Genomic DNA, 26,647 nt, shown 5'->3' with positions numbered 1-26,647 from the left:
TTAATTAATTAACACACAATGGCAAAAGCAAAGAAAATACAAGAGCAGGATGAGGTTTTAACTCAGGATCGTCTTATAGAAATGTATATGAATGATGTGCTGGAAAACGGAGAAGAGCCGGGAACGGTATACAAGTTTTGCAAGCAGCATAGGATTACTGAAACGGAGTTCTATGATTTCTTCGGAAGTTTTGAGGGGCTTAAAATGGGAATCTGGAAACGATTTTTTGAACATACCCTGGAAGTAATGCAGAGCAGCAAAGAATATGCTTCTTTCGACAATCGGGAGAAAATGCTCACACTTTACTATACCTTTTTTGAAATGTTAACTGCAAACCGCAGCTATGTACTTTTCACACTTCGAAAAGAGGAACCAATGCTGAAGAATGCAAGGCAGTTGAAGGGTCTTCGTCGTGAGGTGAAACACTATACTGCAGAACTTATTCGCGAGAGCAACCAGGAAAAACAAGGAAAACTACTAAAAAGATCGGAAACTATATTTTCTGAAGCTGCCTGGGTACAGTTAATGTTTCTTCTTAAGTTTTGGATGGATGACAATTCGCCACAATTTGAAAGTACAGACGTGGCTATAGAAAAATCTGTCAACACTGTTTTTGATCTGTTTGAAAATAGCCCTTTAGAGAGGGTGCTTGACCTGGGAAAATTCCTTTGGAAGGAAAAAATGGCCTAATCAGGTTTTCAACAGTACCCTTTTATGCCTGCGGTCGTTTTACCCCTACTATTTCGGCCCCGGGCTTTTATTTTAAAACAATATGAAAACAATAGATAAAATTCCTACGGGAAAGATAAGTCGTACCGGTAAAATGGTACAAACCGGGATCAGGGTAGGAGGTAATTACCTCAAATACTACTCAAAAAAGGCAATAAACAGCGATCTTTCCCGGGATCAACTTGACGAAAGTAATGCAGAAGATATTTACAATGGGCTAAAGAGTTTAAAAGGAAGCGCACTCAAGGTGGCGCAGATGCTTTCTATGGAAAAAAGCCTGCTCCCCAATGCGTATGTTGAAAAGTTTAGTCTTGCGCAATTCAGCGTGCCACCGCTCTCTGCTCCTTTGGTGAGGAAGACCTTTAAAAAATATCACGGGCAATATCCCGATGAACTTTTTGATACTTTTTCACTGGATTCTGTAAATGCTGCCAGTATAGGTCAGGTGCACCGAGCGACTAAAGATGGGAAAGAACTTGCGGTTAAGATCCAGTATCCGGGAGTGGCCGATAGTATAAGTTCAGATCTTGCCATGGTAAAACCCATTGCCATTAAGATGTTCAATTTGCAGGGAAAAGATTCCGAGAGATATTTTAAGGAGGTGGAAGGAAAGCTGCTGGAAGAGACAGATTATGTGCTCGAAGTGCAGCAAAGCATTGAGATCTCAGAAAAATGTAACCATATCCCTAATCTAAAATTTCCCAAATATTATCCGGAATTGTCAAGTGAAAAGATCATTACCATGGACTGGATGAATGGTCTTCATTTAAGCGATTTTGCAAAGCAGAATAAGGATAAAAAAAAGGCAAATAAATTGGGACAGGCGCTTTGGGATTTTTATATGTATCAAATGAATGTTCTAAGATCGGTACATGCCGATCCACATCCCGGGAATTTCTTAATAGATGAGAATGACAATTTAATAGCCATAGATTTCGGTTGCATTAAGCAGGTGCCGCAAGATTTTTACGATCCATACTTTGAGCTTGCCGATAAGGACAAGATCAATGATCCAGAAGTTTTTAATGCAAAACTGTTTGAACTGGAAATACTGAGGAAAGAGGATAGTCCAAAGGAAATTGCCTTCTTCTCGGAATTGTTCTACCAGATGCTTAGTTTATTTACTGCTCCTTTCCAGGGGGAGGAATTTGACTTTTCAGATGAAGGCTTCTGGACTTCGGTTACAACACTTAGTGAGAAGTACAGCAAGGATCAGGAGTTGAGGAAAATGAATGGTAACCGCGGAAGCAAGCATTTTCTTTATATCAACCGGACTTTCTTCGGGCTATACAATTTACTGCATGATCTGGGAGCAACAGTTAAGATCAATAACTTTAAGCAGTATTCCTGATTTTTAGGATCTTATTTTATTTCCAACCGGGACAAATTTGTTCCGGTTTTTTTATTCCTGTTATTATAACTCTAAATTCTTCTCGAAGCCTGTTAAAAATATTAAAGTGCTTTAGATCAGCGTGGTTAGATGTTACATTGAAGATTGTAGAATTAAATGAAGTTGAACTTAAAATATGATTATGAAAACTTTTAAAGGAATATTTATGGCAGTCTGCATGATCTTTGGAACTGCAGTTTATGCTCAGGATTTTGACACTTATGATATCGATACTGATGGAAGGCTCGACCGGACCGAATTTAGTGAAAGAAATAATGCCGGTTATGATAACTGGGATACCAACAGAGATGGAAATATAGATGACATTGAATTTTCAGAAAGAGCCTATGATAATATTGATCGTAATCGCGACAATTTTATAGATGAAAATGAATGGAACACAGGAATGGATACCGGAATGGGTGAATCCTTTGGAGAAGAAGATTACGACTTGTTTGATACCAACAGGGACGGTATGTTAGACACCGATGAATGGGATGAAGGTATGAACAATAATACCTGGTTTGACAGGTATGATTCAAATGAAGATGGCCTTATTGATAATGATGAGTGGAACATTAGTACATTTGATGACTGGGATGTAAATGATGACAATTTTGTTGATGAAGAAGAATTCAACGATTATGATGCATTTGAAAATTGGTAGGATGCAAAGCAGCCTAAAATGATAAAAGCCCGCAAGTTGCGGGCTTTTTCAATTTTCAGACTTTCCTAATTCTGAAGCTCAGGCGTGGTCTTCTCAATATTAGCTTCTGTTTGTTCCCTGTTCTTTACATACTTCTCAAGCCATTGATCCTGCTCCCAAAGTACGTGCAATACAGATTCTTTTGCACTGTACCCATGACTTTCTTTTGGCAACATAACCAGTCTGGCAGTTGCACCAAGACCTTTTAAGGCATTGAAATAGCGTTCACTCTGCATGGGGTAAGTTCCTGAGTTATTATCGGCTTCTCCATGGATAAGTAGTAGCGGGGTCTTCATTTTATCGGCATGCATAAAAGGAGACATATTGTAATAAACTTCCGGTGCTTCCCAGTAATTTCTCTCTTCGCTCTGGAACCCAAATGGGGTGAGCGTCCGGTTATAAGCACCGCTTCGGGCAATTCCGGCGGCAAAGAGATTGGAGTGGGAGAGAAGGTTAGCTGTCATAAAGGCGCCATAGCTATGCCCCCCTACAGCAACTCTGTCCCTGTCGATATAACCCATTTCGTCCACGGCATCAATAGCTGCTTTTCCATTAGCAACAAGTTGTTTTCTAAAGCTGTCATTTGGTTCATCCTCTCCTTCCCCTACTATAGGAAAAGAAGCGTCATCCAGAACCACATATCCGCGGTTTACCCAATAAACAGGAGAACCGTAATAAGGGAAGGTAAAATCATTTGCGTTAGAAGTATTTTGTCCGGCAGAAGCCTTGTCTTTAAATTCTCTTGGATATGCCCATACGATCATTGGAAGTTCTTCAGGATTTTCTTTATCATATCCGGCAGGTAAATACAAAGTAGCGTTGAGGTCAAGCCCGTCTTCTCTTTTGTAGGTAATCACTTCTTTGCTTACCTCTTCAAGACTTTTAAAAGGATTTTCAAAAGAAGTAACCCTGGTTAGATCCTCTTCATTATCTATATCACGTATAAAGTAGTTAGGATATTCGGTAGAAGCTTCAATTCTTACCAGGATCTCTCCTTCTTCCATGTCTATGGCTTCCACCAAAGTCTCTTTCCGGTCATTATAGCTGGACTGGTAAAGCCTTGTTGTTTCGCCGGTCTCAAGGTCAAGACGATCCACGAATGGGTATTGGCCTTCGGGAGTAAACCCGTCTCCCAGAAGGAAAGTGTTCTCATTTTCTATTTTTAGCACCTGTTGCCCGAATTTATTTTTTACTCTCACAAAGCTTCCGGGATCACTGTAGCGATCCTGGTAGTTACGATTAAAAAGTACCTTAGGATCCTGCCCCGGGTTGGATGGATCAAAGACATAGGTGCGGGTGTTACGATTGTTCCACCAATAGTCATTTGCTATTGCAGTATTTTCATCTCCCCAGATAATTCCGCTAAAACGGTCTTTGGTTTTAAGAATGGATTTTCCTTCCCCCTTAAAAGGAGCTTGTAAAAGGAAAACTTCATCCCGGTATTCAGCTTCTCTTTCGGGGTCACCACCATCAAGTGCTTCCACATAAACAAGAGTGGATGGTGAATCATTTCTCCAGCTAAGGTTTCTTCGGCCCTCTCTTTCTGCCATAAAACCCTTCGGAAGATCTTCTGTAAGAGGCACCTGGTTCACCTGGTTGACCAGTTTTCCATCTTTGGTGTAGATGTTAGTTTCTGAAGGAAAACGGTAATAAGGTACCAGGTAAGAAAATGGTTTTTTGATGTGGCTTACCATCACATAATTTCCATCGGGAGAAAAAGAAATGTCATCGTACATTTTAGGATCCAGCCATTTTGTAGTCTTTCCTTCGAGATTCACCTTCACCAGTTCGGCACGGGCTAATTGTTCGAAGTTGAATTCATCTGTGGGATTTTTTAGCAGGTCCTGATAAGTCCTGTTTTGAGCTTCTTTTCCATCACTTACTGAAACTGTTGGGCCGGTAGGTACAGAAGTTTCAGGATTGATCAATTTTTTACGGTCTTCGGGAAGCATCTTCACCAAAATAGCCGAATTGTCCCTGTACCAGTTTAGCACATCTCTCATGTTGGCATTAAGGGTGGGACCGGTAAGTCTTTTGGCAGTTGCAGCCTCAAGATCGGCTACCCAAAGTTCCACTCCTTCTGAAGTGGTATGGGTAAATGCCATTTTTGACTCATCTGGCGACCAGCTGAAGTTAGTAAGACGTGGGTTTTCAGGAAGTCCCTTGACCTGCGTAGGTTGATCTGCCTCCATTTTCTTTACTTCAATATTATTAAAGTAGGTTGCACGGCTGCTAATGTTTGTAACAGGATTGATCCTTAGACCTCCAAGACGCATTTCTTCCTCACTCAATTCGGCTATAGATTTGAACTGGTCGCGGTAAAGGAAGACGATCTTTTTGGCATCGCTATCGATCAATGTGGAAGGAGCAAGCGGAACATCAACGAGTTCCAGGATCTCCTGTGGTGGTTTTTGATAAGTAAGATTTTCCTGACCAAAAGTGGCTCCTGTGAAGCAAAGAAAGGAGAGCAAGCTTAAAAAGGCTTTTTTCATGGTTATAAAATTAGATTAGTGAGCACTGCACTGAGAAAATGTTAATCTTTCTTATATTGCGGCGCAACTTTTTATTAATTGCTTAAATTTAAAAGAAATAATTTATCAGAGCCTAAAAATTACTAAATGTATCAATCAAAGATAGCGGGTCTGGGATTTTACGTGCCCGAAAATGTGGTGACTAATGATGATCTTTCCAGGATTATGGATACCAATGATGAATGGATCCAGGAGAGAACAGGAATTAAAGAAAGGCGCCACATCAAGAAAGGAGATGGGAATTCTACTGCCGTGATGGGAGCCAAAGCCGCCAAAATAGCCATTGAACGCGCAAATATTTCAAAAGATGACATTGATCTCATTGTTTTTGCTACACTAAGCCCCGACTATTATTTTCCGGGAGGAGGTGTGCAAATTCAGGAAATGCTGGACATTGATACCTGCCCTGCATTGGATGTGAGAAACCAGTGTAGCGGATTCATCTACGGCCTTTCTGTAGCAGATCAATATATCAAGACCGGCATGTACAAAAATGTGCTGCTTATAGGTAGTGAAAACCACAGTGGAGGTTTGGACTTTACCTCCCGCGGTCGGGCTGTTTCAGTGATCTTTGGAGATGGGGCAGGAGCAGCGGTTATTACCCGTAGCGATCACAACGGGCAGGGAATTCTTTCCACTCACTTACATTCTGAAGGGAAACATGCGCTGGAATTATCTCTTAGAGGTCCAAGCACCATGCATTGGGTTCCCGAGATCATTGAGGAGAATCCACAGGGAGATGATATCATCTACTATCCATATATGAACGGGCAGTTTGTTTTTAAAAACGCTGTAGTCCGTTTTTCTGAGGTTATCAAAGAAGGACTGGATGCGAATGGCCTGGAGGTTAAGGATATTGATATGCTTATTCCGCACCAGGCGAATTTGAGGATTTCGCAGTTTATTCAGCAGAAGTTTAGCCTTGGTGATGATCAGGTTTATAACAACATTCAGCGGTATGGGAATACGACAGCTGCCTCTATTCCTATTGCTTTGACCGAAGCATGGGAAGAAGGAAAGATTAAAGAGGGAGATACTGTTGTATTAGCTGCTTTTGGTAGTGGTTTCACCTGGGCCAGTGCAGTTATAAAGTGGTAATTAAGAGGAGTCAAGACTCAAGAGTCAAGAACCAAGACTTTAAGATATCTCTTTAAATAGTCTAAAATGACAAAAATCCGCAACTTTTTAGCTGCGGATTTTTTTTGGCTAATTAAACATCATCATTAAAATATACCTCCTCCGGAGTTGGTATTATCATCTCTTTGTTTTCTGTCAAGGGCTTTGTTCTTTCCGCCGCCAAACCTGTAGGAAAAACCAAGATATACTGTTTGTGAATCCCCTTTAAAATTACCCTCTTGGGAATAAGGTACATCTGTAGTAAAGGTGAATTCCTGGGTGTCAAAAATGTCATTAATATTGAGGCTTAAAGTGGCTTTGTCGTTTAAGAAGCTATATCGGGCTCCCGCATTCACGAAATAGAATTCCTCTGGTTGTATCTGCAACATCTCGGAGCTGCTGCGGTACATTCCAAAAAGCTGGAGCGTAAGTTTCTTTGTCACGTTAAAGCTTTGGCTTAGTCTAAAGTTGTAAACGGTGCTCTCCACTTCCAGGTAGTCTTCTCCTACAAATCCTTTTTCGGTACTGCTGTACAGTTCAAAACTTGGGTTTAAGCTCCACCAGGAAAAAGGTTTATATCTTCCGCTCAATTCAGCTCCATAGGCGGTGTTGTCTTCCCAGTTCATAAAAGTTAGCAACAATCGGGAAGGATCTTCGGGATCTATTAATAAGACCTGGTTAATTTCATCTTCAATAAGTCTGTAAAATACTCCTCCGGTAAAACTTCCTTTTTTGAAGTTATGGGTGTAGTTGAGCTCTATCGAGTTGGTAAATTGTGGATCCAGTACGGGATTACCCACTGCAGTGATCCTGGGAGTAGAAAATTCCCTTACAGGATTCACTTGATTGAGACCTGGGCGGTCAACTCTTCTTCCATAGCTTATCTGCAGGGTTTTCATTTCATTGACTTTGTAAGAAAGAAAGGCTGAAGGATAAAGCGTAAAGTAATCTGTTTCATAAACAAGGTCCCCATCCAGGATGGCCTCAACATCATAGCTTTCTATCCTGGCCCCTAACTGGTATGACCATTTGTCCCAATTCTGTCCAAAAGTGGAATAGAAGGAATAGATATTATTGTCATAATCGTATAACGCATTATCCAGCATCTCGTTGGTGGTACGGTAGTCATTAGCACTTCTTCTCAATCTTGCTTCGGCTCCCAGCTCCAGTTTTGCAGTTTCAGAAAAGGGATTTTCATAATCCAGGTTAAACGTGGTGTTGGAAATATCTTCCTGCACGTCATCGCGATAAGAATCCAGGTTCTCTGCGCCACCCCCGGTATATTCAAACCGGGCTATCTCTTCTGAATCGGTCGTACTATGATCTGCTTCCAGAATTAGCTTATGACCTTCAGAATTGAACTCGTGGTTGTAAACAAAATTATAAGTGCGGGTTACATTATCATTTTCTATAAAGAAGTCCTGGTAAATATTTTCGGCAGCAGGATCGTCAAAAATAATATCCGCTTCTCCAAATGGTTCTCCAAGATAATAGTTTTGATTTGTGTAGAATGAGAAAGTGTTCTTGTCATCCAGGTAATAATCTACACCAACCTTAAAAAGGTAAGACTCGTTATCATTAAGGAAATGAATTTTTTCGGTATAGTTGTTCGTGAAATTTTGAATGACCCCAGTTTGCCCTCTCTTGCCGCCATTGGTTCCAAAGTTTCCAAAGAAATTGAGTTTTCCCTTGCGGTAGTTCATGTCCAGGGAGCCGGTGTAGCGGGTGTTTTCCCCTAAGGTTACCCCGGTGTTGAGATTTCCGTTAAAGCCCATATTCGAATTCTTGTGCAGGATGATGTTTATAATCCCGCTCATACCTTCGGGGTTATATTTGGCCGAAGGGTTGGTGATAAGTTCAATACTCTTGATCGAAGTGCTGGGAATTTGCTTAAGCAGTTGGGCCGCGGGAATATTGGTTGGCTTCCCGTCAATAAGGATCCTTACGTTTTCATTTCCCCGCATGGAAATATTACCATCTTGGTCCACGGCGAGGCTTGGAATATTGTTCATGATTTCACTGGCCGATGCGCCTGTAGTGGTAAGATCTTTCCCCACGTTTACTACTTTTCGATCTATTCGTTGTTCAATGGTAGATCTTTCGGCAACTACATCAACGCTCTCCAGTTGTGCAACTTCAGGTTCAAGGTAAATAGCACCTATTTTAATTTGTCGATTGCCGCCGGATACTTTCACCTCCTGCGAAAAAGTTTTGTAGCCCATGAACTGGGCTTTAAAAATATATATTCCGTCTTTCAGTTTCTCTACGGAAAAAGTTCCGTCGGTTGAGGTGACGGCTCCGGTGATCATTTCACCTTCCGGAGTTGTTACTGTAATGGTGGCATAGGGAATAGGTTCCTGAAGTTCTTTATCCATGACTTGTCCAGTTATGGTACCAAGTTCAGCGGGATCGGTGTTCGCGTATCCTGAAATGTTTCCAAGGAGTAGAATAAAAATTAAAATAAACTGTTTCATTTTTTGATTGTTTGATGATGATGATTGATTTAGCCTAATACCTTGTAATGCATAATAAAAGAAGCCATGTTTTCTCAATTTTGCTCTCCAGGTATATATAAAAGACTGCTCAAAAAACGTTTTGTTACAAAAAAGATGAGATTTTAAGCTTTTCGTAGGTTATTTCCTTCCAAAAAAGGCTTTATCAAGAAAAGAAAAACCCATGCACAGAGTGCATGGGTTTAGCATGGGGCTCCTTTAACACTAACCATCAATGTTTCTCAAATCACCCCAATGCGGGAAATATTTCTTACCTTAATGACTGCCTAACTACGAACATTGTTACACTAACTGAAAAAGAAATTTAAAATGGATAAAAAAACCCTCGTTTTGGGTGCGTCTACTAACCCTGCAAGATATGCCAACATCGCAATAAACAGACTTGTAAGAAATAACGTTCCTACAGTGGCTATAGGCTTAAGAAAGGGAGAAGTAGCGGGAGTAAAAATCGAGAATGAAAAATTGCCTTTTGAAAATGTGCATACGGTTACCTTGTATATTGGTCCCTCACGACAGCCCGAATATTATGACTACATCCTTTCTTCCTTACACCCCGAAAGAGTAATTTTTAACCCCGGCACAGAAAACCCTGAGTTTTACAAACTTCTTCAGGAAAATGGTATTGAGGTAGAAGTGGCGTGTACGCTTATATTACTTTCTACGAAGCAGTACTAGTCCCAGAAAAGTGAGGAGTCCATTGAGGATAAGGACAAAAAATCCGAATTCAAAACCAAACCAAACAAGGCTGTTGATGCTTATTACATAAGTGAGGATAGGAGAAAGAATGGCTATTACCGGCACAAGTTTGTCTTTCACCTTCATTTTTGTGAACAGACCGAAGCTGTATAAACCAAGTAATGGTCCGTAGGTGTATCCCGCAAACACAAAGAGTTTAGCGATCACACTTTCATCTCTTATGATGTATTTGAAGGCGATGATGACCAGGATCAATACGACAGAAACACCTATGTGAATTAGTTTTCTCACCTTTTCCTGCTTCTCGGGGCTGTACCTGGTCTCAATATCCAGAATGTCTATACTAAATGAAGTGGTGAGGGCAGTGAGCGCACTGTCTGCACTACTGTACGCGGCTGCGATCAATCCAAGGATAAAGAAGACTGCGATTCCCATTCCCAGTTCTCCCGAAGTTGCTATTACCGGGAAGAGATCATCCTTTGAGGCATCGAGACCATTAGCACGTGCATATTCGGTAAGTAAAACTCCCAGCGCCAGGAACAAAAGGTTGACGAATACCAGTACAATGGTAAACCAGAACATATTTTTTTGTGCATCACCCAGGTTGCGGCAGGTAAGGTTTTTTTGCATCATGTCCTGGTCAAGCCCTGTCATCACAATAGTTATAAAGGCACCCGAAATAAATTGCTTCCAAAAGAAGTCGGCACTTTTAAAGTCATCAAAAAAGAACATTTTTGACAGTTCACTGTTTGAGATGTGAGAGATCAATTCTCCGCCCTGTATTCCCAGGTCTTCTGAAACGTAATATATGCTTACTCCCACTGCTACCAACATGCAAAGGGTTTGAAGAGTATCGGTATAAACAATGGTTTTTATCCCCGACCTGAAGGTGTACAGCCAGATCAACAAAATGGTCATAATCACTGTTGCCCAGAAAGGAATCTCCAGGCTGTCAAAAAGGATGATCTGCAGTACATTCGCTACCAGGAACAGCCGGAAACTTGCTCCCACTACCCGGGAAAGTAAAAAGAAAGAGGCGCCGGTTTTATAGGAGTAAGTGCCAAATCTTCCTTCCAGATAGGTGTAAATAGAAGTTAGGTTCATCCTGTAATAGAGGGGGAGTAGCACCAGCCCAATCACTATATATCCCACTACATAACCCAATACTACTTGCATATAGCTAAACTGGCTCGCTTCCACCCAGCCGGGAACAGAGATAAAGGTCACCCCGCTCAGGGATGCTCCAATCATCCCGAAGGCCACTATATACCACGGGGATTGCCGGTTAGCTTTAAAAAAGGTGTTATTATCAGATTTTCTTCCGGTTATCCAGGAAATGAAAATAAGGGTAAGGAAATAACCGGCTATTAAAAGTAGTATGGAATAGGGCTGCATTTGTCAGAATTTCGGCGGCAAAATACGAAACTTCAGAATATCTGCAGCATGGGGAATGCGGCTTCTTTTTCTGGGAATTGTATTAAATAAGGAGTAATTTTGGGTTATGGAATTTTCTTCAAAATTATTGGAGGAAGCTGTGAATGAGATGTCCCAGCTTCCCGGGATTGGCAGGCGCACTGCCCTGCGATTGGTTTTACATCTATTAAAGCAGCCCGAGTCCCAGACGGTCGCATTAAGCAAAGCTTTAGTAGATCTCAAGACCGAAGTGAAATTCTGCAGGAACTGTCACAACATTAGTGATACCGAGCTATGTGAGATCTGTGCGAACAAAAACCGCCAGCAGGAAGTAGTTTGCGTGGTAGAAGACATTCGGGATGTAATGGCGATTGAGAACACAAGCCAGTACCGCGGGCTTTATCACGTTTTGGGTGGGAAGATCAATCCTATGGAAGGAGTTGGGCCTTCGCAGCTCACCATAAAATCCCTGGTTGAAAAGGCCCGAAAAGGGGAAATTGAGGAGATAATTTTTGCTCTAAGCAGTACGCTGGAAGGCGACACTACCAACTTTTACATTTTTAAACAGCTGGAAGGATTTGATGTCAAAACAAGTACTATTGCCCGTGGAATTTCTGTGGGGGATGAGCTGGAGTATGCAGATGAGGTTACCCTGGGGCGCAGTATAACCAATAGGATCCCTTTTGAAAATTCTCTTAAAAATTAACTTCAGCTGAAATTTTTGCCCTGAAATCTTCAAATATTTTTACTTCGAAGGATTCCTGAAGAAAAATTGTAATTTTACTCGGTAAATTAGCTCTGTTTCAGAAGCCAAAAAACATTGGAAAATGTCGGCTGCTGATTAATTATTATTAATTGCCGTAAATTTTTAATAATTTTGCAATCCAATTTATGTATAACACCTTCGAAATAAGAATATGGCAAGATTTGAACTAAAATTACCCAAGATGGGGGAAAGTGTTGCGGAAGCAACCATTACAAATTGGTTAAAAGAGGTTGGAGATACCATTGAAGCCGATGAGGCGGTTCTGGAAATTGCCACAGATAAGGTCGACAGCGAGGTGCCGAGTGAAGTTGATGGAGTACTGGTAGAAAAGCTGTTCAATGAAGATGACGTGGTGCAGGTGGGACAAACCATTGCTATTATTGAAGCTGAAGGGGAAGAGGCAGCAAACGCCACTCCTGTGGCCGACCAGGAAGTGCCTTCACCCGAGATCGAAGAGGCCGTTGCCGCAGCAGATCAAAGGGTAGAAGAAGCGAAAAGTATAAGTTCTTCAGATTATGCCGACAGTAACCGGTTCTATTCGCCCCTGGTAAAGAACATTGCGAAGGAAGAAGGAGTTTCATTTGATGAGCTTGAGCAGATTGAAGGCAGCGGAAAAGACGGAAGGGTAACTAAAAATGACATTTTAGGATATCTTGAATCCAGGTCTGCTCAGCCAAAACAACAACAATCACAACAACAGCAACAAACTTCTGCGCCAAAGCAGGCAACGCCGCAACCGGCTAAAACTCCTGTGAGCGTGAGTGGCGAAGATGAGATCATCGAGATGTCCCGTATGGGCAAGATGATCGCGCATCATATGGTGGAAAGCACCCAGACTTCGGCTCACGTGCAGTCTTTTATAGAAGTAGATGTTACTAACATCTGGAACTGGAGAAAGAAGAATAAAGATGCGTTCGAAAAAAGAGAGGGAGAGAAGCTTACTTTTACCCCGATTTTTATGGAAGCTGTAGCCAAGGCTATTAAAGATTTCCCATTGATCAACATTTCTGTTGACGGGGATAAGATCATTAAGCGTAAAAATATTAACCTGGGGATGGCAGCAGCTTTACCCGATGGAAATTTAATTGTGCCTGTGATTAAGAATGCCGATCAACTTAATCTTGTTGGAATGGCAAAGGCAGTGAACGATCTTGCCGGCCGTGCCCGTCTTAACAAGCTTAAGCCAGATGATATCCAGGGTGGTACTTACACCGTTACCAACGTGGGAACTTTTGGAAGTATCATGGGAACACCTATTATAAATCAGCCGCAGGTTGGGATCCTTGCCCTTGGTGCTATAAGAAAAGTACCGGCCGTGATCGAAACTCCCGAGGGGGATTTCATTGGGATTAGATACAAGATGTTCCTTTCTCACAGCTATGATCACCGCGTTGTGAATGGCGCTTTAGGAGGACAATTTGTTCAGAGAGTAGCCCAGTACCTTGAAAAATTTGATAAAAACAGAGACATTTAAATACAGTCTCAAAAATGATAAAAAGCCATGACCCTTCCGGTTGTGGCTTTCTTTTTTAGCTGTTTCCTGCTAAAGTTTCGGGAAATAGTATCTTTACCAAAACCTGAATTAATATGGAGTTGAAGCTGAATAAGCCCTTGTGTTTTTTTGATCTTGAAGCCACTGGTACAAATGTGGCTAAAGACAGGATAGTAGAAATTTCGATCCTTAAGATCTTTCCTAATGGAAATCGTGAAAGTAAAACCTGGCTTGTAAATCCCACTGTGCCAATCTCCAGGGAGGTAGTGGCTGTGCACGGCATTACCAACGAAAAAGTGGCCAACGAACCCACTTTTAAAGAGCTTGCTCCTGCGGTTTACGAAATGATCAAGGGCTGCGATCTTGCGGGTTACAACTCAAACCGTTATGATATCCCTCTTTTAGCTGAAGAAATGCTGCGGGCAGGAGTGGACTTTGATATGAAGAATTCCCTCGCTGTTGATGTGCAGACCATCTTTCATAAGATGGAACAACGAACCCTTTCTGCCGCCTATAAATTCTACTGCGGAAAGGATCTCGAAGGAGCACATGGTGCCGAAGTTGATACCATGGCGACTTTTGAAGTCTTAAAGTCTCAACTTGATCGTTACGAAGACCAGCTTCAAAATGATGTGAAGTGGCTTTCCGCATTTACCTCGAGAAAAGAATGTGCAGATATTGCAGGGCTTATTGTTTTTGACAAAAAAGGAAGAGAAGTCTTTAGCTTTGGGAAACATAAAGGAAAATCTGTTGAAGATATTCTCGACCAGGAACCGGGATATTTCGGATGGTTCCAAAATGCCGATTTCCCGCTGTATACTAAAAAGGTACTTACCGCAATAAAGTTGAGAAAACTCAACACTAAGCTTAAATAAAATTTACCGTCGATGAAGATCCTCTGTATAGGCCGTAATTATACCGATCATATTGCCGAACTTCAGAATGAAAGACCCGATGAGCCGGTGATCTTTTTAAAACCCGATTCGGCGGTGCTTCTTAAGAAGCAGCCATTTTTTATTCCCGAGTTTTCCAATGATGTGCACTACGAGGTAGAGCTCCTGGTAAGGATCAACAAGATTGGAAAACATATTCAAAAAAAATTCGCTCATAAATATTACGATGAGGTAGGGTTGGGAATAGATTTCACTGCCCGGGATTTACAAGCTAAGCTTAAGGAAAAAGGTCTACCATGGGAGAAGGCGAAAGGATTTGACGGCTCTGCCGTTATTGGAGAAAAATGGATTCCGAAAACCCATTTTAGTGACCTTAATGATATAAGTTTTAGCCTTGAAAAGAACGGAAATTTAGTGCAGCAGGGAAGAACTTCACATATGTTATGGAAAATTGACGAAATAATTGAATATATTTCACGCTATTTTACGCTCAAGATAGGAGATGTAATCTTCACAGGAACTCCCGCAGGAGTGGGGCCGGTTGAATTAAATGATAACCTGAGCGGATTTATAGAAGACCAACAAATATTCTCAATACAGGTAAAATAATGAGGAACTACAACTTAGAAAGCGTTGAAGAAATGGCCGGCGGGGACCAGGACTTTGTAAAGGTCGTGGTGCAGACATTTCTGGAAGAAATTCCGCCAGATCTTGAAGCAATGAATCAGGCGATTATAGAAGATAATCCGCAGCAGGCTTACCAGTATGCTCACAAGATGAAACCCAATTTCCAGATGTTCGGGCTGGGTGTGATGCCACAAATCAAGGTCCTGGAGGGTTGGGCTAAAGCCGGTGATAGCAAAGAAGGTGTAAACGAAGCTGCCCGCATCATCACAGATAAGTACAAAAAAGCCGAAAAAGAACTCAAGGAAGATTTTGACCTGTAATGACTGCAGAGATCATAACTATTGGGGATGAGATCCTTATTGGGCAAATTGTAGACTCCAACTCGGCTTTTATTGCCAAGGAGCTTAATCTTATTGGGATCTCTGTCTATCAAATCACATCTGTCCAGGATGAAAAGCAGCATATTCTAAATGCTTTGCAGGAGGCTTCCAAAAGGGCAGATATTGTCATCCTTACCGGCGGGCTGGGCCCAACTAAAGATGATGTCACAAAATACACTTTTGCCGAATTTTTTCAAGACGAGCTAAAGCTTAACCAGGAAGTTCTGCAGCATGTTGAGGCGCTTTTTGCAAAGTATAAAAAAACATCAATATCCGATCTTAACCGTGAGCAGGCCATGGTGCCCTCAAAAGCAACTGTGCTTCATAATAAATATGGTACTGCCCCGGGAATGTGGATGGAGAAGGAGGGCAAAGTTTATATTTCCCTTCCCGGAGTGCCCTATGAGATGAAAAACCTCGTGGAGGTGGAGGTAATTCCACGCCTGCGGGAAAGATTCCACCGGCCTTTTATCTACCATAAGACCATTCTTACAAAAGGAGAAGGTGAAAGTGCAATTGCCAATAAACTTGCCTCTTTTGAAGATAAACTCCCTTCTCATATCAAGCTTGCTTACCTCCCCGGTCTTGGTCGTGTGCGCTTAAGACTCTCTGGAAAAGGGGAGATTGAGGAGGAGTTGATCAATTCTGTTGAAAAGCAGGTTTCTGGTCTTTATGAACTGTTGGAGGATATTATTTCTGATGAACAGGAGGAGGATGAAAAAATTGCGGTACAGATAAGTAAGTTACTCACTTCCCAAAAGAAATTTTTATCGGCAGCAGAAAGTTGTACAGGTGGCGCACTGGCTGCCGAATTTACTACCCATCCCGGCGCTTCGGCTTGTTTTAAAGGCGGCATTGTCTCATATTCGACCCAGATCAAGGTGGAAACTTTGGGAGTGAGACAGGAGCTCATAGATAAACATAGTGTGGTAAGTCACGAGGTGGTCGAGGCTATGGCCAAAAATGTCAAAAAGATGTTTAAAACCGACTACGCTTTGTCTACGACCGGTAATGCCGGACCTACAAAAGGAGACAGTGATGCTGAAGTCGGGACGGTTTACATTGGTCTTGCCACTCCGGAAAAAGTTTACTCCAAAAAGTTTATTTTTGGCAATACCAGGGACCAGGTGGTTAAAAAATCTGTTCAAAAAGCCTTTGAAATGATATTGAAGGAAATTTCTGAAGCTTAAGAGATTTTTTCTGCCTTTTAAGTCTTACAGGAACTTTCGGGAGGCTGGGAATGAAAATTAATGTCAGTAAAACTTCCGAAGCGACAAAAGAAAGAAGATCATTAAGGTGTCAAAAGTGGCATTTTCAGAAGCTTTTTCAGGAAAAGTAAATAAAGAGCAGCTTCAGAAAAATATTTTTATTCTCTATTGGCTATTAGGTAAAAAAATCGTTAATTTGCAGCCTGTTTTGAAATAACGAGTTAAAGTATAGAGCAATGTCAAGAGTTTGTGAACTTACAGGTAAGAAAGCAATGGTTGGAAACAACGTTTCCCACGCGATGAACAAGACAAAACGTAAATTTGACGCCAATTTGGTTAAAAAACGTTTTTATATCCCTGAGGAAGATAAATGGATCACTTTAAAAGTATCTACTTCTGCAATTAAGACAATTAATAAAAAAGGAATTGCTGCAGTAATTAAAGATGCCCGTGCAAAAGGCTTTTTAACCAAGTAATCCTAACATTTAAGACGCAGTAAAATGGCAAAGAAAGGTAACAGAGTTCAGGTTATATTAGAGTGTACAGAGCACAAAGCAACGGGAAAACCCGGTACTTCAAGATATATTACTACAAAAAACAAAAAGAACACGCCAGATAGAATGGAGCTGAAGAAATTCAACCCAATTCTAAAGAAAATGACGGTTCATAAAGAAATTAAATAAGCATAAGTCATGGCAAAGAAATCAGTAGCAACATTACAGACAGGATCAAAGAGGCTAACTAAAGCCATTAGAATGGTTAAATCTCCAAAGACCGGTGCCTATACTTTTGTTGAAGGAATTATGGCTCCTGAAATGGTAAATGACTTCCTTAATAAGAAATAAGTTATTTTCAAAATATTTTGAAGGCCGTCCCGATACGCATCGGGACGGCTTTTTGTTTTTGTGTATATTTACCCTCGGCATGTTGCCCGTGGGTATTTTGCCATTTTTATAAATATTAAGACCACACCACATAATGAGTTTATTTAAAAAGATCTTCTCCCGTGAGAAAAAGGAGACCCTGGACAAAGGCCTCGAAAAATCAAAAACCGATTTCTTTTCCAAATTGGGGAAAGCAGTCGCCGGTAAATCCAAAGTTGATGATGAGGTGCTGGATGACCTGGAAGACGTGCTGGTGAGCAGCGACGTGGGTGTGGGAACTACAGTGAAGATCATTAACCGAATAGAAGCTCGTGTGGCCCGGGACAGGTTTCTTGGAACAGATGAACTTAACAAGATCCTTAGGGAAGAGATCGCGGCTTTAATGGCCGAAACAAATTCGGGCGAAGCAACAGATTTCTATGTGCCCACAAATAAAAAGCCTTACGTGATCATGGTCGTAGGTGTGAATGGGGTGGGCAAAACTACTACCATTGGAAAACTTGCCTACCAGTTCAAAAAAGAAGGTAAAAAAGTAGTGCTTGGTGCAGCCGATACTTTTAGGGCAGCTGCTATTGATCAACTTCAGGTTTGGGCAGACAGGGTGGATGTTCCTATTGTAAAACAAAGTATGGGAAGTGATCCTGCATCTGTAGCTTTTGACTCTGTGCAAAGTGCCGTAAAACAAGATGCCGATGTAGTTATCATTGATACTGCCGGGCGTCTTCACAATAAAGTAAACCTAATGAATGAGCTTACCAAGGTGAAAAGAGTGATGCAAAAGGTGGTGGACGATGCGCCGCATGAAGTTCTCCTGGTTCTTGATGGTTCTACGGGACAAAATGCCTTTGAGCAGGCAAAACAGTTTACTGCAGCTACCGAGGTGACTTCCCTGGCCGTGACTAAACTTGATGGCACAGCAAAAGGTGGCGTTGTGATAGGAATTAGTGACCAGTTCCAGATCCCCGTAAAATACATAGGGGTGGGAGAGGGCATTGAAGACCTGCAGGTTTTCAACAAATATGAATTTGTGGATTCCTTTTTTAAATAATCTTTCCGATTAAACCATAACTCATGAAGCAAATTTTCATTCCTTTTTTGGTATTTCTTATGGCCACTTCCTGCAAAGTTCAGAAAGAAGAGGAGGCAGCTGTAAAAGAACCTGCCGTTTTGTGGGAGCGACAGGATGAAACTGCCCAGCTTAAAGAACAGGCGCAGCATGAGAATGAAAGGATGAGGTTTAAGCTTATCAATTCAAAGACTTTAGATAAGAACGAGATATGGCGTCCTTTTGAGAAGGAGCTTTCTGCTTTTTCTGCGGAAAAATATGAATCCCTGAAGCCGGTTATTTTCGAAAGAAGCATCCCCGAACTACAACGTGCTATCCAGAGCGGAAAGCTGAGCTACACAGATCTCACACTTTTCTACATTTATCGCATCAGGGAATTTGAGAGCAATAATGAAATGTCGCTCAACGCAGTGATCGCTCTTAACCCCGATGTAGTTGCCGAGGCAAGAAAGCTTGATGAAAAAGGAGTTCCTGAAGGCAGGGAAAATACAATATATGGTATGCCTATACTGTTGAAAGACAATGTCAATACCGACAATATGAGCACTACCGCCGGAGCTTTGATCCTGGCTGAAAATAAACCTTCCAAAAATGCCTTTATTGTCGACCGATTAAAAGAAAATAATGCACTCATCCTGGGAAAAGCAAATTTGAGCGAATGGGCATATTACTTTTGTGATGGCTGTCCCTTGGGATACAGCGCAGTAGGCGGGCAAACTTTAAATCCTTACGGAAGAAAGAAATTTGAAACAGGAGGTTCCAGCTCAGGTAGTGGGGTTGCGGTGGCCGCAAATTATGCTGTAGCTGCAGTTGGAACTGAAACCGCAGGCTCCATACTTTCTCCGGCTTCGAAGAATTCTGTGGTAGGATTAAAACCAACGGTTGGACTGCTAAGCCGAACCGGAATAATCCCTATTTCGGGCACGCTTGACACTCCGGGACCTATGACAAAATACGTCATTGATAACGCTATTTTACTCAACGCCCTTACCGGAAAAGACTCAGAAGATCCTGCCTCTGTAAGCGGAGGAAAAAACTATGTAAAAGCCCTGACTCCCGATGGTCTTCGCGGAAAGCGGATTGGCGTCATGAAATCCCTTTTGACAGATTCTTTATACAACAATGCTGTGGAGGCAATGAAAGAGAGCGGTGCCACTGTTGTGGAATTCGAAGAGGAGCAGGTTTCTCTCGATAATTTTCTAACCTTGCTCAACGCCGATATGAAAAAGGATCTGCCGGCCTATCTTTCTAAATATGCCGGAAAAGAAGTGACTTATAATAATGTGGAAGCGATTGTGAAGTACAACCTTGAAGACAGCCTTATTAGAGCTCCTTATGGACAGCAGCTTTTTGATGCCATAGTGGCCGATACTACCAGTGCCGAAGAGCTGGAAAGGATCTCTGCACAGCTTCAGGAGAGCGGTAGGAAGTTCTTTGATGAGCCAATGGAAAGATACGACCTTGATGCAGTTGCTTCAATTAATAATTACCATGCGGCTTACGCTGCCGTGGCAAAATATCCGGCATTGGCAGTTCCTGCAGGTTTTGAATCTTCTGGGGAACCTAAAAGTATTACCTTCATTGCAAAACCCTTTGAAGAAGATAAACTTTTAAATATCGGGAACAGTTTTGAACAGTTGAATTACTTAAGAAAACCACCGGGGAATTACAGATAATATGTCGTACAGAAACCTGGTGATCCTTACCAAGATCATCCTTATTTACAGTATTTTTTATATCGTCATGAAGACGGTCATCATATTTGGCGGCGCCTGGCTATGGCCAAACCTGCTCCTTATGCTTCCTTACCTTATTCTGGGGATCATTGCAGCAATCCAGGTGAAACGGGAAGCCTATTCCTGGTGGCTGATGGGCATTGGCGCAGCAGTGATCATTCTCACCCGGGTTTATGAAACCTCTTTTAGTATCTGGGTGCAGCAACAGGTTATTTCGTAGGTTGCTGCGGAAGATATTTCCTTTAATTAAACCGAAGCCATTCAGATAATTACCTCACGGTTTTTTGTGCAGTGTTTTTAAAAATTTTCTTCAACGAAAGTTTAAGGGGTTTAAATGAGCGCTATTAGACCTGAAATCTGGCATTTAATTCCTCCACAATCCTTTCTATCTTCTTATTCTTAGCTTCTTTATCCAGAATAACTGCGGGAGCCTGTCTTACCTCACAATCAATAATACCACAGCGTTCACAGGTAACTCCAACCTCGCGCCGGTTAATAGTTGGATCTTCCAAAAACTTAAGCTTCCGCTCCAGTTGCTTATTGATCAATAAACCTATACTTATACTTCTATACTGGTTGTTTCGAAAAGGATCTTTAGTTGCAGACGAGATCACTAGATAAGTTTTCCCATGACTGGGATAATGAGAAATTTGAAGCCCAAACTCATGAGGTTTCTTACTTTTACTTATTTCTTTTAAACCTCTCAAAGACACCCATCGCCTGCAATAATGCTCATTGGTTTCATTGGCCCGCGGGGAATGCTGATGTGATAAATGAAGTTCCTTGTTCAGGTAAAATTGTTCTGTGCCTGCCTTATGAGTAAACCTTAAAAAGAATAAATTTTTAATATTAAACGCTTTGGGCAGGATATTGGTCAATCGCTGGTAAAATGTTTCTGGTGAAGCGTTGAAGCCTTCCAGCATTTGAAGAAAAAGAGCTTCATCAAAAGTCTCTTTTTCAAAAATAGTTTCTAGTTGTGAAGTCAAATCATCTTTAGGAATGACTAGTGCGCCGGCAAAATAAGAGGCATAGAAATTATTAAGTACCTGGTCAAACCTCTGGAATTTGATCCAGGGAAAAGTATGAAGCCTGTCTTTTATTTCCAGGTAATTATATGCAATTTCTTTTGCGAAAATAAAAGTGCGTTGGGATTCATCGATCCCGTTCGCGAGCAACAGCGTATTGGTTTGAGGCACAAGTAAAGATCGCAGGTTTCCTAAAGCTTCATTTTTACTTAATTCACTATCGTTGATGATGTAACCGTATTCTTCAGTCAGGATCTCCTCCAGATCTTTTGATGTAAGAGACCTTGTTAATTCTACCTGATAGGCTTTTGAGAATTTTAAAACCTGTTGTTCTAAATCATCAAAATAATTGTTATTCGCTTCCTGAAAAGAACGTACAGCAGCCAGAAAGAAGCTTTCCTTGCTAAAGCTGTAATGGTGTGCAATTTCAATAATAGTACTTATAAATGCAGTCACTTTTGTAGGTGCATTGGCGACTATATCTATTAAATTACTTTCCTTAATGCCAAAGAGATCCAATGGGATTTCTTTTAGAATTTTGGACTGTAATAGTTCCCCAATTGGAGCTAAATTTTTATCCAGCCTTAAAGAGACCATTTGATCATAGGGAACTTCCAGTTTATCTGAAAGCAAAGCTATTTTATCTGGTTTAGGGTATTTTTTTCCGTTTTCAATTTCATTTAAATAAGACTTTGATAAACCGGAAAGTTTCGACAGTCCGAATAAAGACAAATTCTTCTCAGTCCTTATCTGCTTTAGCTTCAGGCCAAAAATTAATTTGATGTAATCTTCTTCCATAATTCAAATATAGGCATTTTCGCGAATCTTAATATTTTGCGAATATTTGGTTTTAGCGAACGTTCGCTTGTTTTTTAGAAAACTTTCCTTTAATATTGTCATGTAAAACACTAAAACCATGGAAACCAAAACTTTAAAAATACCTAGTTTAAAATTCTCAAGGGATGCGAAGAATTATTATCCGGAAATCCTGACAGATGATGCCTTAACTTTTATAGCGGCACTTCATGAAAGATTTAATGGAGAAAGACTTTTTCTCTTGGAAAAAAGAGTAAACCAGCAAAAAGTTTTTGATGAAGGAAAATTACCTGAATTCTCACCAGAGACTAAATCAATTAGGGAAAGTGACTGGAGTGCGGACAAAATCCCTGAAGATTTACAGGACAGACGGGTCGAAATCACAGGACCTGCAGACAGAAAGATGGTAATAAATGCTCTAAATTCCGGAGCCAGGACATTTATGGCAGACCTGGAGGACAGCACTGCGCCTACATGGCAAAATGTTATTGAAGGTCAACAAAATCTTATAGATGCCAATAAAAAGACAATTTCACTGGTAGATTCAGATCGGGGTAAATCTTATAGCCTTAATCAGGAGACTGCAGTCTTGATGCTTAGACCCAGAGGTTTACATTTAAATGAAAGACATATTATAATCAATGACGAAGAAACTTCAGGTAGCCTGGTTGATTTCGGTTTATACGTGTTCCACAACACCCAAACCTTGTTGAAGAATAATACCGCCCCTTACTTCTATCTTCCAAAGTTGGAGCACTATATGGAAGCACGCTGGTGGAACGAAGTGTTTACTTTCGCCCAGGAATACCTGGAAGTGCCTAAAGGGACATTTAAGGCCACCGTTCTTGTTGAAACCATTACTGCAAGTTTTCAGTTGGACGAGATCATATACGAACTTAAAGATCATATTGTAGGCCTTAATTGTGGACGATGGGATTACATATTTTCGTACATCAAAAAATTCAGAAACCACCCAGACTTTGTAGTGCCAAACCGGGACCAGGTTACCATGACCACTCCTTTCATGGAGGCGTATTCCAAGCTAGTTATTCAACGCTGCCATAAACGTGGCATCCATGCTATTGGCGGTATGGCTGCTCAAATTCCTATTAAAAATGATGAAAAGGCCAACGCAGCTGCTATAGAAAAAGTAAGAAAAGATAAAGAGCGTGAAGTTAAAAATGGTCATGACGGTACATGGGTTGCTCATCCTGCATTAGTTGAAGTAGCTATGGCGGAGTTCAACAAGCATATGCCAACCCCAAATCAATTACACGTCACTCGTGAAGACATCAATATTTCCGAAGAAGACCTTGTGGAAATACCGAAAGGTACTGTTACAGAAGCCGGGATAAGAAAAAACATCAATGTCGGGATTCTATATATGGAAGCCTGGTTAAGAGGTTATGGTGCTGTAGCGCTATATAACCTAATGGAAGATGCAGCTACTGCCGAGATTTCAAGAACACAGGTTTGGCAATGGTTAAAGCACGAAGTCGTACTGGAAGACGGACGCAAATTCAATACGGAATTGTACATATATCTTTTGAATGATGAGGTCGAAAAAATCTTAAAAGAATACGGAGGGACCTCTAACTACAACAACCGCTATAAACTTGCTATAGAGCTTTTTGACAAATTAGTTCTCTCAGAAAAATTTGAAGAGTTCTTAACCCTCCCGGCATATCAATACCTATAAAAAACAATCCTGCGATTGCGGCAACAATCAACAGGATCTAATTATTAATAATAAATAACATCTAACAAAATTATGAAAAATCAACCACAAACAAATTACAGCTCTGCATTAGAGGCTGTAAAAAACCTAAAAGAAAAGTATGGAGAAACATGGAATTCAATAAATCCTGAAAGCGCAGCCAGGATGGTTACCCAAAACAGGTTTAGAACAGGATTGGATATTGCGAGATATACAGCGGCCATTATGAGAAATGATATGGCAGAGTATGATGAAGATCCATCTCAATACACCCAGTCTTTGGGTAGCTGGCATGGTTTTGTGGCGCAGCAAAATATGATAGCTGTCAAAAAGCATCACAAAACTGCCAGTAAGAAATACCTGTATCTTTCCGGTTGGATGGTTGCTGCGTTGCGTTCAGAATTTGGACCGCTGCCAGATCAATCTATGCACGAAAAAACTGCTGTTCCTTCCTTAATAAATGAAATTTATGATTTTTTACGTCAGGCAGATGCTATTGAGTTAAACGATCTCTTTAAAAGACTTGAGAAAGGAGAAGATGTACAGGATCAAATTGATAATTTTGAAACACACGTAGTTCCTATTATTGCCGATATTGACGCCGGTTTCGGGAATGAAGAAGCGACCTATTTATTAGCTAAAAAAATGATCCAGGCCGGGGCTTGTGCCATTCAGATAGAAAATCAGGTTTCTGATGCCAAACAATGTGGACATCAGGACGGAAAAGTTACCGTGCCTCATGAAGATTTTATTGCCAAATTAAATGCCATTAGATATGCATTTATTGAATTAGGTGTGGAAGACGGTATTATAGTAGCAAGAACAGATTCTGAAGGTGCCGGTTTAACTCAAAAGCTTCCGGTAAGTCAGGAGCCGGGGGATCTGGCATCTCAGTATTTAGCCTTTATAGAAGCTGAAGAAATTGAAATCAACGATGCCAAAGAAGATGACGTTCTTCTAAAAAGAGACGGGAAATTAATGCGTCCCGTGCGACTGGCTAATGGTTTGTTCAAATTTAAAGATGGTTCAAACATAGACAGGGTGGTGTTAGACTGTATAACAAGTCTTCGAAATGGAGCAGATCTTCTATGGATCGAGACTCCCACTCCCAATGTCAAACAGATCGCCCACATGGTGAACCGGGTAAAAGAAGTTGTGCCCAACGCCAAGCTGGTTTACAATAACTCTCCATCCTTTAACTGGACCTTAAACTTTCGTCACCAGGCTTATGATGATATGTTTGCAGAGGGTGAAAATATGACCGGTTATGACAGGAATAATTTGATGTGTTCGGAATATGATGATACCGAATTATGCTTTAGAGCAGATAAAAAGATTAAAACTTTCCAGATCGATGCTGCAAGAGAAGCAGGGGTTTTCCACCACTTGATCACGTTGCCAACCTATCATACAACGGCCCTTCACATGAATGACCTAACAGCAGGTTATTTTTCTGAAGAAGGCATGTTAGCCTATGTAAAAGGGGTTCAAAGACAGGAAATTCGTAAGGGCGTTTCCTGTGTCAAACATCAGCGTATGGCAGGTTCCGATCTTGGAGATGATCATAAGAGCTTCTTTGCCGGAGAAAAAGCTTTAAAAGCGGGAGGCGAAAAAAATACAAGTAATCAGTTCAAAGAACATGAAACTGTTACTGAACGGGAGCCTGTTCTCGATAAATAATTTAATAAAATTGATTAATAAATGCGATATCCAGGTATATCGCATTTATTATTTTAGAGCATCTTATAAATAGAAATAAAAATAATGAAAGGCAGAAAACTACTTATGATTCCCGGTCCTATAGAATTTGAACCGGAAGTTTTACAGGCCATGGGAATACCAACTCAAAGCCATGTTGCACCAGATTTTATAGAGACTTTCGGGAACAGCCTTGAGCTCATGCGAGAAGTATGGAAGTCTCCAAAAGGCCAACCCTTCATCGTCGCCGGAACCGGCACTCTGGCTATGGATATGGCAGCCGCCAATCTCGTGGAACAAGGGGATCGTGTGTTGGTGATTTCCACAGGATACTTTGGTCACCGTTTTAAAGATATCATGGATCGCTATGGTGCTGAAACTACCATTCTGGAAGCTCCAATAGGTGATGTTGTAAGCCTCGAAGCAATTGAAAAAGAGCTTCAATCCAAACAATACAAAGCTTTGACCATTACTCATGTTGATACCTCTACCGGAGTGTTGGTAGAGCCAAAGCCTATAGCGCAATTAGCGAAAAAATATAACACTCTAAGTATCTTAGATGGGGTGTGCTCGGTTGCGGGTGAAGAGATTGATCAGGATGAATGGGGGCTTGATGTTGTTTTAACAGGTTCTCAAAAGGCTATTGGTGTACCTCCCGGGCTCGCTCTTTTAATAGCCTCACAGAAAGCGATGGAGGTCTGGAAAAAAAGAAAAATGCCTGTATCTAATTATTATGCCGACTGGAATAATTGGTTGCCCATAATGAAAGCTTATGAAGAAAGAAGACCTTCTTATTTTGGAACACCTGCAGTCAATTTAATTGTTGCCTTAGAAGCAAGCCTTAAGATCATAGCTGCAGAAGGCGTAGAGGAAAGGGTAAAAAGACATCAAATTTTGGCAAAAGCATTTCGTGAAGGGGTCTCTTCCTTAGATCTAGAAATTTTACCTGAAAGAAATGAAATAGCCGCTAATACGCTTACTGCTGTCTATTACCCGGAAGGGATGGATGGCACGGCGTTACTTTCCAAAGTAGCCGAGAGTGATGTGATACTCGCGGGAGGATTACTTTCAGAAATAAAAACCAATTACTTTAGGATCGGCCATATGGGCTCTGTATCTGCAAATGATCTTATTGCGGTTTTGGGTGCATTGGAACGTGCCTTATCAGAACTGGGTCACGATATAAATTCAGGGAAAAGTTTGCAGGCTTTTCAAAATGTGCTTTTAGGATCTAATTAATTGAGA

General features: G+C 41.1%; 24 protein-coding genes. 20 read left to right on the top strand and 4 right to left on the bottom strand.

All coding sequences use genetic code 11. From position 1 onward, the window contains the following. The first annotated feature begins 18 nt into the window (after positions 1–18). The 3 genes from OU683_RS09825 (at position 19) to OU683_RS09815 (ending at position 2,786) form a co-directional block, all read left to right on the top strand. Positions 19–690 carry a TetR/AcrR family transcriptional regulator gene (locus OU683_RS09825; RefSeq protein WP_268137708.1) on the top strand — a complete coding sequence of 224 codons (672 nt, stop codon included), beginning with the start codon at positions 19–21 and terminating at the stop codon, positions 688–690. 82 nt (positions 691–772) lie between these two features. Beyond that, the gene (locus OU683_RS09820; RefSeq protein ID WP_268137706.1) at positions 773–2,080 is read left to right on the top strand and encodes an ABC1 kinase family protein; all 1,308 of its coding nucleotides are present in this window, start codon (positions 773–775) and stop codon (positions 2,078–2,080) included. A 181-nt stretch (positions 2,081–2,261) separates the two neighbouring features. Continuing rightward, a complete protein-coding gene (locus OU683_RS09815) occupies positions 2,262–2,786 on the top strand; it encodes an EF-hand domain-containing protein (protein WP_268137704.1) in 525 nt (174 codons plus the stop codon). A 65-nt stretch (positions 2,787–2,851) separates the two neighbouring features. Here the strand turns inward: OU683_RS09815 and OU683_RS09810 are convergent, their stop codons facing one another. Then, positions 2,852–5,317 carry a S9 family peptidase gene (locus OU683_RS09810; protein WP_268137701.1) on the bottom strand — a complete coding sequence of 822 codons (2,466 nt, stop codon included), beginning with the start codon at positions 5,315–5,317 and terminating at the stop codon, positions 2,852–2,854. 126 nt (positions 5,318–5,443) lie between these two features. On the opposite strand from OU683_RS09810, the gene OU683_RS09805 reads away from it, so the two are divergent. Then, positions 5,444–6,454: a 3-oxoacyl-ACP synthase III family protein gene (locus tag OU683_RS09805; protein ID WP_268137699.1), complete on the top strand. Its 1,011-nt coding sequence runs from the start codon at positions 5,444–5,446 to the stop codon at positions 6,452–6,454. A 125-nt stretch (positions 6,455–6,579) separates the two neighbouring features. Here OU683_RS09805 and OU683_RS09800 read toward each other — a convergent pair whose 3' ends face one another. Then, positions 6,580–8,946: a TonB-dependent receptor gene (locus OU683_RS09800; RefSeq protein WP_268137697.1), complete on the bottom strand. Its 2,367-nt coding sequence runs from the start codon at positions 8,944–8,946 to the stop codon at positions 6,580–6,582. A 348-nt stretch (positions 8,947–9,294) separates the two neighbouring features. Between OU683_RS09800 and OU683_RS09795 the strand changes: the two genes are divergently transcribed. Continuing rightward, complete coding sequence (locus tag OU683_RS09795) at positions 9,295–9,660, top strand: CoA-binding protein (protein WP_268137695.1); 366 nt, start codon at positions 9,295–9,297, stop codon at positions 9,658–9,660. Here the strand turns inward: OU683_RS09795 and OU683_RS09790 are convergent. Beyond that, a complete protein-coding gene (locus OU683_RS09790) occupies positions 9,637–11,076 on the bottom strand; it encodes a sodium:solute symporter (RefSeq protein WP_268137694.1) in 1,440 nt (479 codons plus the stop codon). The genes OU683_RS09795 and OU683_RS09790 overlap by 24 nt on opposite strands. Positions 11,077–11,182: 106 nt before the next feature. Between OU683_RS09790 and recR the strand changes: the two genes are divergently transcribed. The 12 genes from recR (at position 11,183) to OU683_RS09730 (ending at position 20,366) form a co-directional block, all read left to right on the top strand. Next, entirely contained in the window at positions 11,183–11,800 is a 618-nt protein-coding gene (gene recR, locus OU683_RS09785) for a recombination mediator RecR (RefSeq protein WP_268137692.1), read from the top strand. Positions 11,801–12,011: 211 nt separating this feature from the next. Further along, positions 12,012–13,334: a dihydrolipoamide acetyltransferase family protein gene (locus OU683_RS09780; RefSeq protein ID WP_268137690.1), complete on the top strand. Its 1,323-nt coding sequence runs from the start codon at positions 12,012–12,014 to the stop codon at positions 13,332–13,334. A 113-nt stretch (positions 13,335–13,447) separates the two neighbouring features. Continuing rightward, positions 13,448–14,227 carry a 3'-5' exonuclease gene (locus OU683_RS09775; RefSeq protein WP_268137688.1) on the top strand — a complete coding sequence of 260 codons (780 nt, stop codon included), beginning with the start codon at positions 13,448–13,450 and terminating at the stop codon, positions 14,225–14,227. Positions 14,228–14,239: 12 nt separating this feature from the next. Then, positions 14,240–14,854 carry a fumarylacetoacetate hydrolase family protein gene (locus OU683_RS09770; protein WP_268137686.1) on the top strand — a complete coding sequence of 205 codons (615 nt, stop codon included), beginning with the start codon at positions 14,240–14,242 and terminating at the stop codon, positions 14,852–14,854. Continuing rightward, positions 14,854–15,192 (top strand): Hpt domain-containing protein, encoded by a 339-nt coding sequence (locus OU683_RS09765; protein WP_228915064.1) that lies wholly within the window; start codon positions 14,854–14,856, stop codon positions 15,190–15,192. The genes OU683_RS09770 and OU683_RS09765 overlap by 1 nt, the downstream gene beginning before the upstream one ends. Beyond that, positions 15,192–16,442 carry a competence/damage-inducible protein A gene (locus tag OU683_RS09760; protein ID WP_268137684.1) on the top strand — a complete coding sequence of 417 codons (1,251 nt, stop codon included), beginning with the start codon at positions 15,192–15,194 and terminating at the stop codon, positions 16,440–16,442. Before OU683_RS09765 ends, OU683_RS09760 begins: the two co-directional genes overlap by 1 nt. 254 nt (positions 16,443–16,696) lie before the next feature. Beyond that, positions 16,697–16,936, top strand: coding sequence for a 50S ribosomal protein L28 (rpmB, locus tag OU683_RS09755; protein WP_029034961.1), 240 nt, complete (start codon positions 16,697–16,699; stop codon positions 16,934–16,936). Positions 16,937–16,960: 24 nt separating this feature from the next. After that, positions 16,961–17,143, top strand: coding sequence for a 50S ribosomal protein L33 (gene rpmG, locus OU683_RS09750; protein WP_029034962.1), 183 nt, complete (start codon positions 16,961–16,963; stop codon positions 17,141–17,143). 9 nt (positions 17,144–17,152) lie between these two features. Beyond that, the gene (locus OU683_RS09745; protein ID WP_228915060.1) at positions 17,153–17,305 is read left to right on the top strand and encodes a DUF4295 domain-containing protein; all 153 of its coding nucleotides are present in this window, start codon (positions 17,153–17,155) and stop codon (positions 17,303–17,305) included. Between the two features lie 133 nt (positions 17,306–17,438). Further along, positions 17,439–18,392, top strand: a complete 954-nt coding sequence (gene ftsY / locus OU683_RS09740) for a signal recognition particle-docking protein FtsY (RefSeq protein WP_228915058.1) — start codon at positions 17,439–17,441, stop codon at positions 18,390–18,392. A 23-nt stretch (positions 18,393–18,415) separates the two neighbouring features. After that, positions 18,416–20,086: an amidase family protein gene (locus OU683_RS09735; protein WP_268137676.1), complete on the top strand. Its 1,671-nt coding sequence runs from the start codon at positions 18,416–18,418 to the stop codon at positions 20,084–20,086. Between the two features lies 1 nt (position 20,087). After that, positions 20,088–20,366 carry a hypothetical protein gene (locus OU683_RS09730; RefSeq protein WP_268137674.1) on the top strand — a complete coding sequence of 93 codons (279 nt, stop codon included), beginning with the start codon at positions 20,088–20,090 and terminating at the stop codon, positions 20,364–20,366. Between the two features lie 124 nt (positions 20,367–20,490). Here the strand turns inward: OU683_RS09730 and OU683_RS09725 are convergent, their stop codons facing one another. Beyond that, complete coding sequence (locus OU683_RS09725; protein ID WP_268137672.1) at positions 20,491–21,969, bottom strand: helix-turn-helix domain-containing protein; 1,479 nt, start codon at positions 21,967–21,969, stop codon at positions 20,491–20,493. Between the two features lie 118 nt (positions 21,970–22,087). On the opposite strand from OU683_RS09725, the gene aceB reads away from it, so the two are divergent. The 3 genes from aceB (at position 22,088) to OU683_RS09710 (ending at position 26,641) form a co-directional block, all read left to right on the top strand. Then, positions 22,088–23,686, top strand: coding sequence for a malate synthase A (gene aceB, locus OU683_RS09720; RefSeq protein ID WP_268137670.1), 1,599 nt, complete (start codon positions 22,088–22,090; stop codon positions 23,684–23,686). 72 nt (positions 23,687–23,758) lie between these two features. Beyond that, positions 23,759–25,384, top strand: a complete 1,626-nt coding sequence (locus OU683_RS09715) for an isocitrate lyase (RefSeq protein WP_268137669.1) — start codon at positions 23,759–23,761, stop codon at positions 25,382–25,384. Between the two features lie 84 nt (positions 25,385–25,468). Beyond that, complete coding sequence (locus OU683_RS09710; RefSeq protein ID WP_268137667.1) at positions 25,469–26,641, top strand: pyridoxal-phosphate-dependent aminotransferase family protein; 1,173 nt, start codon at positions 25,469–25,471, stop codon at positions 26,639–26,641. The last annotated feature ends 6 nt before the right edge of the window (positions 26,642–26,647 follow it).

The organism is Salinimicrobium sp. TH3 (genome assembly GCF_026676115.1).
In the GTDB taxonomy this organism is placed as follows: domain Bacteria; phylum Bacteroidota; class Bacteroidia; order Flavobacteriales; family Flavobacteriaceae; genus Salinimicrobium.
Note: the sequence above shows the minus strand (reverse complement) of the source record. Positions and strands in the feature narration are given on the sequence as shown.

Bases quoted from the DNA above. Each gene is read 5' to 3' on its own strand.
- rpmB (WP_029034961.1), top strand. From the start codon at position 16,697: ATGTCAAGAGTTTGTGAACTTACAGGTAAGAAAGCAATGGTTGGAAAC.
- OU683_RS09725 (WP_268137672.1), bottom strand. From the start codon at position 21,969: ATGGAAGAAGATTACATCAAATTAATTTTTGGCCTGAAGCTAAAGCAG.
- OU683_RS09815 (WP_268137704.1), top strand. From the start codon at position 2,262: ATGAAAACTTTTAAAGGAATATTTATGGCAGTCTGCATGATCTTTGGA.
- OU683_RS09745 (WP_228915060.1), top strand. From the start codon at position 17,153: ATGGCAAAGAAATCAGTAGCAACATTACAGACAGGATCAAAGAGGCTA.
- OU683_RS09735 (WP_268137676.1), top strand. From the start codon at position 18,416: ATGAAGCAAATTTTCATTCCTTTTTTGGTATTTCTTATGGCCACTTCC.
- OU683_RS09810 (WP_268137701.1), bottom strand. From the start codon at position 5,317: ATGAAAAAAGCCTTTTTAAGCTTGCTCTCCTTTCTTTGCTTCACAGGA.
- aceB (WP_268137670.1), top strand. From the start codon at position 22,088: ATGGAAACCAAAACTTTAAAAATACCTAGTTTAAAATTCTCAAGGGAT.
- rpmG (WP_029034962.1), top strand. From the start codon at position 16,961: ATGGCAAAGAAAGGTAACAGAGTTCAGGTTATATTAGAGTGTACAGAG.
- OU683_RS09775 (WP_268137688.1), top strand. From the start codon at position 13,448: ATGGAGTTGAAGCTGAATAAGCCCTTGTGTTTTTTTGATCTTGAAGCC.
- OU683_RS09825 (WP_268137708.1), top strand. From the start codon at position 19: ATGGCAAAAGCAAAGAAAATACAAGAGCAGGATGAGGTTTTAACTCAG.
- OU683_RS09805 (WP_268137699.1), top strand. From the start codon at position 5,444: ATGTATCAATCAAAGATAGCGGGTCTGGGATTTTACGTGCCCGAAAAT.
- OU683_RS09730 (WP_268137674.1), top strand. From the start codon at position 20,088: ATGTCGTACAGAAACCTGGTGATCCTTACCAAGATCATCCTTATTTAC.
- OU683_RS09710 (WP_268137667.1), top strand. From the start codon at position 25,469: ATGAAAGGCAGAAAACTACTTATGATTCCCGGTCCTATAGAATTTGAA.
- OU683_RS09800 (WP_268137697.1), bottom strand. From the start codon at position 8,946: ATGAAACAGTTTATTTTAATTTTTATTCTACTCCTTGGAAACATTTCA.
- ftsY (WP_228915058.1), top strand. From the start codon at position 17,439: ATGAGTTTATTTAAAAAGATCTTCTCCCGTGAGAAAAAGGAGACCCTG.
- OU683_RS09715 (WP_268137669.1), top strand. From the start codon at position 23,759: ATGAAAAATCAACCACAAACAAATTACAGCTCTGCATTAGAGGCTGTA.
- OU683_RS09760 (WP_268137684.1), top strand. From the start codon at position 15,192: ATGACTGCAGAGATCATAACTATTGGGGATGAGATCCTTATTGGGCAA.
- OU683_RS09795 (WP_268137695.1), top strand. From the start codon at position 9,295: ATGGATAAAAAAACCCTCGTTTTGGGTGCGTCTACTAACCCTGCAAGA.
- recR (WP_268137692.1), top strand. From the start codon at position 11,183: ATGGAATTTTCTTCAAAATTATTGGAGGAAGCTGTGAATGAGATGTCC.
- OU683_RS09780 (WP_268137690.1), top strand. From the start codon at position 12,012: ATGGCAAGATTTGAACTAAAATTACCCAAGATGGGGGAAAGTGTTGCG.
- OU683_RS09765 (WP_228915064.1), top strand. From the start codon at position 14,854: ATGAGGAACTACAACTTAGAAAGCGTTGAAGAAATGGCCGGCGGGGAC.
- OU683_RS09770 (WP_268137686.1), top strand. From the start codon at position 14,240: ATGAAGATCCTCTGTATAGGCCGTAATTATACCGATCATATTGCCGAA.
- OU683_RS09820 (WP_268137706.1), top strand. From the start codon at position 773: ATGAAAACAATAGATAAAATTCCTACGGGAAAGATAAGTCGTACCGGT.
- OU683_RS09790 (WP_268137694.1), bottom strand. From the start codon at position 11,076: ATGCAGCCCTATTCCATACTACTTTTAATAGCCGGTTATTTCCTTACC.